At 67.9% G+C, this 11,842-nt stretch carries 7 protein-coding genes; 4 read left to right on the forward strand and 3 right to left on the reverse strand.

Annotated elements, in window-relative coordinates; all coding sequences use genetic code 11:
* Positions 1-47 precede the first annotated feature (47 nt).
* Genes ACE3N9_RS13575 through ACE3N9_RS13590 form a run of 4 tightly spaced genes read left to right on the forward strand, consistent with a single transcriptional unit; the run spans position 48 to position 8,739 of the window.
* Positions 48-4,730 (forward strand): NAD-glutamate dehydrogenase, encoded by a 4,683-nt coding sequence (locus ACE3N9_RS13575; RefSeq protein WP_374284448.1) that lies wholly within the window; start codon positions 48-50, stop codon positions 4,728-4,730.
* A 57-nt stretch (positions 4,731-4,787) separates the two neighbouring features.
* A complete protein-coding gene (ileS, locus tag ACE3N9_RS13580) occupies positions 4,788-7,805 on the forward strand; it encodes an isoleucine--tRNA ligase (protein ID WP_374284450.1) in 3,018 nt (1,005 codons plus the stop codon).
* Positions 7,805-8,323 carry a signal peptidase II gene (gene lspA, locus ACE3N9_RS13585; protein ID WP_374284452.1) on the forward strand — a complete coding sequence of 173 codons (519 nt, stop codon included), beginning with the start codon at positions 7,805-7,807 and terminating at the stop codon, positions 8,321-8,323. The genes ileS and lspA overlap by 1 nt, the downstream gene beginning before the upstream one ends.
* Before the next feature lie 5 nt (positions 8,324-8,328).
* Positions 8,329-8,739, forward strand: coding sequence for a DUF3035 domain-containing protein (locus ACE3N9_RS13590; protein WP_374284454.1), 411 nt, complete (start codon positions 8,329-8,331; stop codon positions 8,737-8,739).
* Between the two features lie 221 nt (positions 8,740-8,960).
* Here ACE3N9_RS13590 and fabI read toward each other — a convergent pair whose 3' ends face one another.
* The 3 genes from fabI to ACE3N9_RS13605 are packed head-to-tail and all read right to left on the reverse strand — an operon-like array spanning position 8,961 to position 11,697.
* Positions 8,961-9,764, reverse strand: a complete 804-nt coding sequence (fabI, locus tag ACE3N9_RS13595) for an enoyl-ACP reductase FabI (protein WP_374284456.1) — start codon at positions 9,762-9,764, stop codon at positions 8,961-8,963.
* Between the two features lie 18 nt (positions 9,765-9,782).
* Positions 9,783-10,787, reverse strand: coding sequence for a YihY/virulence factor BrkB family protein (locus ACE3N9_RS13600; RefSeq protein WP_374284458.1), 1,005 nt, complete (start codon positions 10,785-10,787; stop codon positions 9,783-9,785).
* A 4-nt stretch (positions 10,788-10,791) separates the two neighbouring features.
* Positions 10,792-11,697, reverse strand: coding sequence for a DnaJ C-terminal domain-containing protein (locus ACE3N9_RS13605; protein WP_374284460.1), 906 nt, complete (start codon positions 11,695-11,697; stop codon positions 10,792-10,794).
* Between the last annotated feature and the right edge of the window lie 145 nt (positions 11,698-11,842).

The raw sequence follows: 11,842 nt of genomic DNA on the forward strand, positions 1-11,842 counted from the left end.
AACAGGCAGGAGCGGCGGAGCAGACCGCCGACAGGAGAGTGCAAGCGATGAACGCGAAGCCCGCCGATCACGGCGCCGACCAGCAGTTGTCCCAGGCCCTGGCGCAGCGGATCGCTGCCGCCCTGCTGCCCGGTGACCAGCCCTTCACCCCCGAAGCACTGGCCAGCGTTGCCGATTTCGTGCTGGCCGCCGCCGCCACGCGCCAGGGCAGCGAACCTGCGCTGGCAATCGAGACCGTCTCGGGCGCGGCGGGCGAACGCTTCATGCGGATCGCGGTGATCAACGACGACATGCCGTTCCTGGTGGATTCGATCGCCACCACCATTGCCGCCCACGGCCTGGCGATCGACCGGCTGGTCCACCCGGTGCTGCCGGTGCGGCGCGATGGTGACGGCCGGCTGACCCAGGTCGTCGATGGCGAGGCTGCCGGCGAAAAGCGCGAATCGATGGTCTACCTCGAAACCGAACGCGCCGATGCCAAGGTGCGCCGCCAGGTGGAGCACGCGCTGGAAGCGACCCTGGCTGATGTCCGCGCCGCCGTGGCCGATTGGCCGGCGATGCAGCAGGCCATGGCGCAGGACGCCGATGCCTGCACCGACAGTGAAGGCGCGGCGCTGCTGCGCTGGTTCAAGGACGGCATGCTGACCCAGCTCGGCCACCTGGTGCGCCGCCGCGACGGCAGCCAGACCGGCGCGCTGGGCATCTGCCGCAAGAGCGCGAAGGTGCTGCTGGGCCCGGTGTCGTGGGAGCGCGCTTTTGCCTGGTTCGACGGCGCGAAGAAGGGCGCCCGCGCCCCGCTGGTGGTCAAGAGCAACCGCATCAGCAATGTCCACCGCCGCAGCCCGCTCGACCTGTTCATCCTGCCGATCTACGAGGATGGCCAGCTGACCGCGCTGTCCGCCCACGCCGGGATCTGGACCAGCGCCGCGCTGGGCGCACAGCCCACCCAGGTGCCCCGGATCCGCGCGCAGCTGGCCGAACTGACCCGCCGCTTCGGCTTTGCCCCGCAGGGTCACGCCGGCAAGGCGCTGGTCCATGCGCTGACCGCGCTGCCGCACGACCTGCTGATCTGCTTCGACGATGCCGATCTCGAACGCGTTGCCACCACCACGATGAGCCTGACCGACCGGCCCCGCGCCCGGCTGGTGATGGTCACGGCCCCGCTGGACCGGCACGCCTATGCCTTCGTCTGGCTGCCGCGCGACATCATGTCGACCGGGACGCGGTTACAGGTCGCGGCGATGCTCGAACAGGCCTGCCAGGCCCCGGTGCTCGACTGGACGCTGCAGGTTGAAGGCAGCCTTGCGCTGCTGCGCTTCGTGCTCGACCTGCCCGAAGTCTTCGTCCTGCCGGACGAGGCCGCGCTTGATGCGCGGCTCCAGGCCATGCTGCGCGGCTGGGCCGAAGCGGTCGAGGCGGAAATCGCCCAGGGCGAGGACGCTTCGCGCGCGGCGGCGATTGCCGCGCGCTTCGCCGAAAGCTTCCCGCTGTCCTACCGCAGCGAGTTCGGCCCAGCCGAGGCCGCCGCCGACATCGCCCGCCTGCGCCGCCTGGCGGCCGAGGGCGAGGACGGCCCCCGCCGCGGGGTGCGGATGCTGCTGCGCGGTACGGATCAGGGCGATGAACTGCATCTCAAGCTGTATCAGCGCCACGGTGCGCTGGCCCTGTCCGATGCGGTCCCGGCGCTGGAGAACTTCGGCTTCCGCGTGATCGAGGACCTGCCGACCGAGCTCGACCAGGGCCGGATGGGCACGATCCACGATTTCACCCTGGCCCTGCCCGCCGGGGTCGAGGCACCCGCCCTGCTGGCGCGCGCCGCGACGATCGAGGCGGCCTTGGCCGACGTGCTCAACGGCGCGGCGGAGGATGATCCGTTCAACCGCCTGATCACCACGGTCGACCTGTCGGCCCGCGCGGCCAACTGGCTGCGCGCGTGGTATCGCTATCTGCGTCAGGCGGGGCTCAACTATTCGGTGCCGACCGCGGTGGATGCGCTGCAACACGCCCCGGTGGTGACGCGCGGGCTGGTCGCGCTGTTTGTCGCGCGCCACGACCCGCACTTCAAGCGTGACCGCGGCGAGGCCGAGGCCGAGGCGCAGGAGACGATCCGCGACGGCCTGTCGCGCGTCGCCGCGATTAATGATGACCGGCTGCTGCGCCAGTACCGCGCCGTGGTTGAAGCCATGCTGCGGACCAATGCCTTTGCCCCGGCGGGGGCCGAGGCGCTGGCCTTCAAGCTCGATTCGGCGCTGGTTCCCGGCCTGCCCCGCCCTGTGCCCTGGCGCGAGGTGTTCGTCTATTCGCGGCGGGTCGAAGGGATTCACCTGCGCGCCGGGCCGGTGGCGCGCGGCGGGCTGCGCTGGTCCGACCGGCGCGACGATTTCCGCACCGAAATCCTGGGGCTGATGAAGGCCCAGCGGGTCAAGAACGCCGTGATCGTGCCGACGGGCGCCAAGGGCGGGTTCTATCCCAAGCAGCTGCCCGATCCCGCGCGGGACCGCGATGCATGGCTGGCCGAAGGCAAGGCCAGCTACCAGCTGTTCATCCGCACCCTGCTGTCGATCACCGACAACATCCAGGGCGCCAAGGTTGCCCATCCCAAGGGCGTGGTCGTGCGCGACGGGGAAGACCCGTACTTCGTCGTCGCCGCCGACAAGGGCACCGCGACCTTTTCCGACACGGCCAACGCGATTGCCGATGAACACCACTTCTGGCTGGATGATGCCTTCGCCAGCGGCGGCTCGAAAGGTTATGACCACAAGGCCATGGGCATCACCGCCCGGGGCGCGTGGCTGTCGGTGCGGCGCCATTTCCTCGAACTGGGCGTCGACGTGCAGACCGATCCGGTCCGGGTCGCGGGCTGCGGCGACATGTCGGGCGACGTGTTCGGCAACGGCATGTTGCTGTCGAAGGCGATTCGGCTGGTCGCAGCGTTCGACCACCGCCACATCTTCCTCGATCCCGAACCCGATGCGGCGAAAAGCTGGGCCGAACGCGCGCGCATGTTCGCCCTGCCGCGCTCGAGCTGGGACGATTACGACAAGGCGCTGATTTCAGCGGGCGGCGGCGTCTTCGCCCGCAGTCTCAAGGAAATTCCGCTCAGTGCGCAGGTCAAGGCGATGCTGGGGCTGGAAGTCGATGCGATTGATCCCGACAGCCTGATCACCGCGATCCTCAAAGCGCAGGTCGATCTGCTGTGGTTCGGCGGGATCGGCACCTATGTGAAGGCGGCACACGAAAACAACGTCCAGGTGGGCGATCCGGCCAACGACGCGCTGCGGATCGATGGCGGGCAGGTGCGCGCCCGCGTGATCGGCGAAGGCGCGAACCTGGGCTGCACCCAGGCCGGGCGGATCGAATTTGCCCTGTCCGGGGGGCGGATCAACACCGACTTCATCGACAACAGCGCCGGGGTCGATTGCAGCGACAACGAGGTCAATATCAAGATCGCGCTGGCCGGGGCCAAGCGCGCCGGGCGGCTGGACGAGGACGGGCGCGTCAAGCTGCTGGTGAAGATGACCGATGAGGTTGGCGAACTGGTGCTGGAGGACAACCGGCTCCAGGCGCTGGCGCTGTCGATCGCCCAGGCCGGCGGCGCGGCGGCCACGGCATCGCACCTGCGCCTGATCGAACAGCTGGAAGCGGGCGGGCATCTTGACCGCAAGACCGAAGGCCTCGCCGAAGGCGACGTGCTGGCCCGCCGCGCGGCGGACGGCATGGGGCTGACCCGGCCGGAACTGGCCGTGCTGCTGTCCAGCGCCAAGCTGGTGCTGCAGGACGCGCTGGAACACAGCGTACTGGTGGACGATCCGGGGCTGGAAGCCGACCTGCTCGGCGCTTTCCCGCAGCCGATGCGCGGCGCGTTCCGCGAGGACATCCTGGGCCACCGCCTGCGCCGCGAAATCATTGCGACCAAGCTGGCCAACCGCCTGATCAACCGGCTGGGGCTGATCCACCCGTTCGAGCTGGCCGAGGAAGAGGGCGTGACCCTGCCGCAGGTGGTCGCCGCCTTTGTCGCGGCGGAACGGCTGCTCGGGCTGGACGCGGTGTGGCAGGCGCTGGAAGACACGGCGATGCCCGAAGCGGCGCGAATCCAGCTGTTCGACCGCGCGGCGGCCGCCACCACCGATCACATGGCCGACCTGCTGCGGGTCGGGCTTGGCACGCTCGAGCCCTCGCGGCTGGTTGCGGAGCTTGGGGCGGGCGTGGCGGAACTGCGCAGTTCCGCCAATGGCTTGCTTTCGGGCGAGGCCTTGGCCCAGTCGCAGCGGATGCGCGCCGATCTGGCCGCGCTCGGCGCGCCGGACGCCGAAGCGGGCATGGTTGCCACGCTGTATGACCTGGACGGCACGATCGGGCTGGCGCGGCTGGCGCAGGACAGCGGCCAGTCGCCCAGCGCGATCACCCGCGGCTTTACCGAGTTGGGCGCGCGCCTCGGGCTCGACTGGGCGCAGATGACCGCCGCGCGGATGAGCCCGTCCGACCCGTGGGAACGCCTGCTGGTCAACGGCCTGGCGCGCGATTTCCAGCAGATGCGGCTGGATTTCCTGCGCCGCGCGATGGGCCGGGATGGCGACGCCTTGCAGGCGGTGGAACGCTGGGCCGGGGCGCAGGACGGCGCGATCCGCCAGTTCCGCGCCATGGTCGCCCGCGCGCAGGCGGCGGTGCCGGTGGCTCCGGCCATGCTGGCCCAGGTCGCCAGCCAGGCGCGCAACCTGCTGGGACGATAGCCGGCGATGCCATCAGAAATTGCGCAAAGCCGCCACCCCGGCTAAGGCCCGCGCGCTATGACTGAACAGCGCGACTATCGCTCCACCGTCTTCCTGCCGAAGACGGACTTCCCGATGAAGGCCGGTCTCCCCCAGAAGGAGCCGGGCATTCTGGCGCGCTGGCTGGAATCAGACCTCTATCGCAAGCTTCGCGAAGCCCGCGCCGGGCGCGACAAGTTCATCCTGCATGACGGTCCGCCCTATGCCAACGGCGACATGCATATCGGCCATGCGCTGAACCATATCCTCAAGGACATGGTCTGCCGCACCCGCAACCTGCAGGGCTATGATGCGCCCTATGTGCCGGGCTGGGATTGCCACGGCCTGCCGATCGAATGGAAGGTCGAGGAGCAGTACCGCAAGAAGAAGCGCAACAAGGACGAGGTTCCGGCCGAGGAATTCCGCGCCGAATGCCGCGCCTATGCCCAGGGCTGGGTCGACGTGCAGCGCGAACAGCTCAAGCGGCTGGGGATCATGGGCGACTGGGACAACCCCTACCTGACCATGGATTTCCAGGCCGAAGCGACGATCGTGGCCGAACTGCTGAAGTTCGCCGCGAACGGCATGCTCTATCGCGGGGCCAAGCCGGTGATGTGGTCGCCAGTCGAAAAGACCGCGCTGGCCGAAGCCGAGGTCGAGTACGAGGACATCACCTCGACCCAGATCGACGTGGCCTTTGAAATCACCGAAAGCCCGGTCGCGGCGCTCAAGGGCGCTTATGCGGTGATCTGGACGACCACGCCGTGGACGATCCCGACCAACCAGGGCCTGGCCTATGGGCCGGAGGTCGAATACGTGGTGGTCACCAGCCGGCTGGCGGTGCGCGATGGCGCTACCCCGCTCGCCCGCTACACCCAGACCAACGCGGCGCTGGCCAGCCTCGACAACGGCCGCTTCCTGGTGGCGGCGGACCTGGCCGAAGCTTTCGCCGCGCGGCTGGCGCGCGATGCCGGGCAGTTGTCCGAAGGCGCGCTGGAACTGACGGTCGAACAGGACGCGGACCGGATCCCCGGCGCGCAGCTGTTCGGCACCGTGGCCCGCCACCCGTTGCACGCGCTGGGCGGCTTCTTCGCCCGCCCGCGTCCGTTCCTGCCGGGCAGCTTCGTCACCACCGACAGCGGCACGGGCCTGGTCCACATGGCCCCCGACCACGGCGAGGACGACTTCCTGCTGTGCAAGGAACATGGGCTCGAGCCGGTCTTCGCGGTCGAAGGCGACGGCAAGTACCGCGCCGACTGGCTGTGGCTGGGCGGCGAAGGCAGCGTCATCAATCCCAAGTTCAACGCGCCGGACGGCCCGATCTGCACTGCGCTGCGCGAAGCCGGCGCGCTGCTCGCGGCCAGCGCCGATTACAAGCACTCCTACCCGCATTCGTGGCGGTCCAAGGCCAAGGTGATCTTCCGCTGCACGCCGCAGTGGTTCGTGCCGATGGACAAGATCATGGCCCATATCGAACCCAAGAGCGGGGCCGAGCAGGGCTGGGAAGCCGAAGGCGGCGCGATCAACCCGGTTGAGGAACAGCGCGCCGATGCGCCGACGCTGCGCCAGGCGGCGATGCAGGCGATCGCGGAAACGCGCTTCGTCCCCGAAAAGGGCCGCAACCGCATCGGCTCGATGGTCGAAGGGCGGCCTGACTGGGTGCTCTCGCGCCAGCGCGCCTGGGGTGTGCCGATCACCCTGTTCGTGAACCGCAAGACCGGCCAGTACCTCAACGATCCGGCGGTGAACGACCGGATCATCGCCGCAGTGCGCGCGGCTGGCGTCGATGCGTGGAGCGATGCCCGCGCGCAGGAATACCTCGGCAGCGATTACCGGGCCGAGGATTACGAGCGCGTCAGCGACATTCTGGATGTGTGGTTCGATTCGGGCAGCACCCATGCCTTCGTGCTGGAAAGCGGCCGCTGGCCCGATCTGCTGCGCGGCGAAGGCCACACTGGCCCGCGCGCCGACCTGTACCTCGAAGGCTCTGACCAGCATCGCGGCTGGTTCCAGTCGAGCCTGCTGGAAAGCTGCGCCACGCGCGGCCATGCGCCGTACAAGGCGGTGCTGACCCACGGCTTCACCATGGACGCCAAGGGCATGAAGATGTCCAAGTCGCTGGGCAACACCATCGACCCGCTCAAGGTCATGGAAAACTACGGCGCGGACATCATCCGGCTGTGGGCGCTGTCGGTGGACTTCACCGAAGACCACCGCATCGGCGATGAAATCCTGAAAGGGGTGGCCGACCAGTACCGCAAGCTGCGCAACACCTTCCGCTACTTGCTCGGCGCGCTCGACGGGTTCAGCGAGGCGGAGCGGGTGGACGTGTCCGCCATGCCGGAACTGGAACGCTATGTCCTGGCGCTGCTCGCCCGGCTTGATGCGGCGCTGCGCACGGCGGTCGAGGACCATGACTACAACAGCTATGTCCGCGCGCTGACCGACTTCTGCAACGAGGACCTCTCGGCCTTCTTCTTCGATATCCGCAAGGACTGCCTCTATTGCGATGCGGCGGACGATCCCAAGCGGATGGCCTACCGCACGGTGCTCGACACACTGTTCCACGCCCTGATCCGCTATGCCGCGCCGGTGCTGGTGTTCACGGCGGAAGAAGTGTGGGGCAGCCGCTATCCCGATGGCGGGTCGGTGCACCTGCTGGAATGGCCGGTAGTGCCTTCCATTGGCGAAATTTTTGAATCTGCTGCGTTCGATAAGCCAAGCGTCGTCGAAGGGGCTCAACTAAGTGAATGGGAGGCGTTGCGCCGCGTTCGTGAAGCAGTTCAAAAGGAAATTGAATTGTTGCGTAGGGACAAGGTGATTGGCTCAAGTCTTGAAGTTGACGTCAGTTATCCATCCCCAATCGTATCAGGACGCGAGAGTCTGATGGCTGAACTACTGATAGTTTCAACCGTCAACTTCGGTGAATCTGCTTCCGTCACCCGCACCGCCCATCACAAGTGCGGGCGCTGCTGGCGGCACCTGCCTGACGTGAGCGAGGACGGCGCGCTCTGTTCACGCTGCGAACAGGTTGTGTCGGGCATGGACGCCGCCTGATGAACCCGCTTGTCCGCCTCCGTCTGCTTGGGCTTGGCCTGGCCGCCGTGATTTTCGCGGCGGACCAGTGGATCAAGTGGCTGGTGCGCGTGCCGCTGCAATTGCGGCAGGTCGGGTCGATCGATCTGATCCCGTTCTTCCGGCTGACCTGGGCGGAAAACTATGGCGTGTCGCTGGGCATGCTGACGGCGGATTCGATGGAAATGCGCTGGCTGCTCGTCGCGCTTACCGCGGGGATCGCGCTCGTCGTGCTGGTCTGGCTGCTGCGCGAGAAGACCGCGGCGGAAGTGACCGCGCTGGGCCTGGTGCTGGGCGGGGCGCTGGGCAACATCCGCGACCGGATGACCTTCGGCTTCGTGGTCGACTATGCCGACCTGCACATCGGCGAATGGCGCCCCTTCCTGATCTTCAACCTGGCCGATGCGGCGATCACCCTCGGCGTCCTGATTATCCTTGCCCGTTCCTTCCTTTCGCGCGAAAAGCAGGACAACGCGGGCAAGCCCGCCACGGAGAGTTAATTCACATGCGCAAGATTTCCGCCATCCTGATCCTTGCCGGCGCTTCGGCCATGCTGTCCGGCTGCGGTGGCGGCGGGCTGTTCAATCGCGACCGGCCCGATGAATTCGCGGTGCAGCGCCAGGCTCCGCTGGTGATCCCGCCCGATTTCGCGCTGACCCCGCCGGCCCCCGGCGCGCCGCGCCCGTCGGATCGCAACACCGCCACCCAGGCGCAGGACGCCCTGTTCGGCGCCCCCGCGCCGCGCAGCGAAGTGGAAAAGAACGCCGGCAACCGCGCCGGCACGGCGGCCAACTCGATCCGCTCGACCGTGGGCGATCCGCTGACCAACACCGTTGCCAAGGGCAGCGTCACCCGCGATATCATCGCCGCCCCGCAGGGCGACGGCCGCGAGGCGCAGGTCCAGATCGGCGGCTGAACGCCCCCGCAAACAGGTAAAGAAACGCAAGATGCCTCTCCCGGCCGGAGGGGCATTTTGCGTTTCAGGCTGGGCGAGGCGTGCTGGTTCCCGCTGCCTGACGATAACTCTTGTCACCCCGGGCTTGACCCGGGCTCCAGCTGCCTTGGTTAGCGGGGCAAGAAGCTGGACCCCGGGTCAAGCCCGGGGTGACGGCGTTGGATAGGTCTGATCCTGGCCTGTCAGCTCAGCGCGATGTCCGGCGCGTCTTCCTGCTTCATCCCGACCAGGTGATAGCCCGCGTCGACGTGGTGGGTCTCACCCGTCACGCCCGATGCCAGGTCGCTGAGCAGATACAGCGCCGAACCGCCGACATCCTCGATCGTCACGTTGCGGCGCAGCGGTGAGTTGAGCTCGTTCCACTTCAGGATGTAGCGGAAATCGCCGATCCCGCTGGCGGCCAGCGTGCGGATCGGCCCGGCCGAGATCGCGTTGACGCGGATCCCTTCGGGGCCAAGGTCATTCGCCAGGTACTTCACGCTGGTTTCCAGCGCCGCCTTGGCCACGCCCATCACGTTGTAATGCGGCACGACCTTTTCCGCGCCGTAGTAGGACAGCGTCAGGATCGAGCCGCCCTGCGCCATCATCGGCCGGGCGCGCTTGGCCACGGCGACCAGGCTGTAGGCCGAGATGTTCATGGTCATCAGGAAGTTGTCGAGGCTGGTGTCGCAGTACTTGCCGCGCAGCTCGTTCTTGTCGGAAAAGCCGATCGCGTGGACCACAAAGTCGATCGTCGGCCACTTCGCCGCCAGGGTGGCAAAGGCAGTGTCGAGCGCGGCCATGTCGGACACGTCGCAATCGATCAGGAAATCGCTGCCCAGGCTGGCGGCCAGCGGGCGCACGCGCTTTTCCAGCGCTTCACCCTGGTAGGAAAAGGCCAGTTCCGCCCCCGCTTCGTGCAGCTTCTGGGCGATCCCCCAGGCCAGCGACTTGTCGTTCGCCAGGCCCATGATCAGCCCGCGCTTGCCCTGCATCAATCCAGTCATCCGATTGCCACCATCCCTTTATCCGGCGTCTCGTTCCGTTACGGCATGGCTGGCCATGTCCCGCTCCTCCGGCGTGACCGCCAATGCCGCATTCAGTTCAGCGCCTACTACCATGCCCAGCCCGACAAGCCAGAAAAAGAACAGCGCGATCATCACCCCGGCCAGGCTGCCATAGGTCAGGTCATAGGTGAAGAAGCGCGCCAGCACCGTGGGCAGCAGGCCCATCGCCGCCACCCACCAGCCGGTGACCAGCAGCGCGCCGGGCCATTTCGGATAGGCGCGGGCGCGGTAGGCGGTGGGGGTCAGCGTGAAGAGCAGCAGGTAGAGCGAGGCGTAGAGCACCAGCGCCGGGACCAGCCGCGAGGTGCCCAGCGTGGCGATCCATCCGCCCGCGCGCGGAAACCAGGCGGCGATCACTTCCTGCGCCGCGCCAATTGCGACCTGGGCGAACAGCGCCACGATCAGCAGCGCCGCCGCCGCTACGGTCACCCCGGTGGAAATCAGCCGGTAGCGCCAATAGGCGGCCGCCTGGCCCGTGCCATAGGCGCGGCGCAGGATGTCGCGGATCGTCTCGATCAGGCTGCCCACGGTCCACAGCCCGACCAGTCCGCCCGCCCACAGCAGCCAGCCCGACCGCGCCGTGACCACGTCCATCGCCACCGGTTCCAGCGCGGCGCGCACCACCGGCGGCACTGCAAGCAGGAAAGTATGGACCGAGGCGACGCGCTGCCCTTCCTCGCCGATCAGCGAGGTGACGAGCGAGATGACCACGAAGAACGGAAACAGCGAGAGGATCGCCATGTAGGCCAGGTTGCCGGCGTGGATGAACCCGTCATGCCAGGCCCCGGTCCAGACCCGCTGCACCACGCGGAACAACCGCGTGCCCCAGAACCGGCCCTGCGGCCCGAAATGGGTGTCGGCGGTCTGCTGCAAATCTTCCTGCCAGTGCTCGGCGCGGCGGCGGCGGGCTTCGGGGGACAGGTCGGGCAGCGGGTGCGCCTCGTCTGCCGGGCGCTCCTCCACGCGGTCAGACGCCCAGTTTCGCGCGCAGGTTGCGCGGATCGCGCCACCCTTCCAGCCGCTGGACGAGGTCCGGATCGTTTTCGGGCAACTGCACCTCGATCGTGATCAGCTGGTCGCCGCGCGTGCCGTCCTTGCGGGTAAAGCCCTTGTCCTTGAGCCGCAGCGTCTTGCCCGAGCTGGTGCCGGGGGCAATGGTCAGCATCACCGCGCCATCGGCGGTCGGCACCTTGACCTTGGCACCGTTCACCGCCTCGTCCAGGCTGATCGGCACGTCGATCCGCAGGTTGTCGCCATCGCGCTTGAAGAAGGGGTGGGGCTGCAGGTGGATCGTGACAATCGCGTCGCCTGCGCCGCCGGGGCCGGGCTCGCCCTTGCCGGCGAGGCGCATCTGGGTGCCGTCTTCCACCCCGGCGGGCAGCTTCAGGTCAATCGTCTTGCCATCGGACAGGGTGATCCGCTGGGTCGCGCGGGTGGCCGCATCGGGCAGCGAAACGCCCAGCTTGTAGGCCACGTTGGCGCCCTTGGGTGCGGCGCGCCGGCCGCCGCCCGGGCTTCCACCCATGCCGCCGCGCCCGCCGAACAGGCCTTCGAAAATGTCGCCGATGTCGATTCCGTCACCGCCGCCGAAGCCTTCGAAGCCATCGGCGCGGAAGCCGCGCTGGCTGCCGCCGCCGAAACCGCCGGTGGGGTTGCCGTCGATGTCGATCTCGCCCCGGTCGAACCGGGCACGCTTGTCCTTGTCGGACAGCAGGTCATAGGCGCGGGTCACTTCCGAAAAGCGCTCCGCGGCCTTGGGGTTGTCCTGGTTGCGGTCCGGGTGAAGCTCCTTGGCCAGCTTGCGATAGGCGGACTTGATGTCCTTCTCGCTCGCGCCGCGAGCCACGCCGAGGATCGAATAGGGGTCTGCCATGCTGGTTAGCTAGGTGCGATGAGCCGTTTGGGCAAGGTTTGGTGTTCCTTTCCGGCTCACGCCGGTGCGGAAAAGCCATCCGGCTTTTCCTGGCCTGGCCGGCCCGCTCCCCCGGCCCAACCACCCGTTTAAGGTACCCTGTGGG

Origin of the sequence: Novosphingobium sp., assembly GCF_041905565.1 — a bacterium.
Taxonomy (GTDB): domain Bacteria; phylum Pseudomonadota; class Alphaproteobacteria; order Sphingomonadales; family Sphingomonadaceae; genus Novosphingobium.

Coding starts and splice junctions, on each gene's coding strand:
- ACE3N9_RS13575 (WP_374284448.1), top strand. CDS start 48: ATGAACGCGAAGCCCGCCGATCACGGCGCCGACCAGCAGTTGTCCCAG.
- ileS (WP_374284450.1), top strand. CDS start 4,788: ATGACTGAACAGCGCGACTATCGCTCCACCGTCTTCCTGCCGAAGACG.
- lspA (WP_374284452.1), top strand. CDS start 7,805: ATGAACCCGCTTGTCCGCCTCCGTCTGCTTGGGCTTGGCCTGGCCGCC.
- ACE3N9_RS13590 (WP_374284454.1), top strand. CDS start 8,329: ATGCGCAAGATTTCCGCCATCCTGATCCTTGCCGGCGCTTCGGCCATG.
- fabI (WP_374284456.1), bottom strand. CDS start 9,764: ATGACTGGATTGATGCAGGGCAAGCGCGGGCTGATCATGGGCCTGGCG.
- ACE3N9_RS13605 (WP_374284460.1), bottom strand. CDS start 11,697: ATGGCAGACCCCTATTCGATCCTCGGCGTGGCTCGCGGCGCGAGCGAG.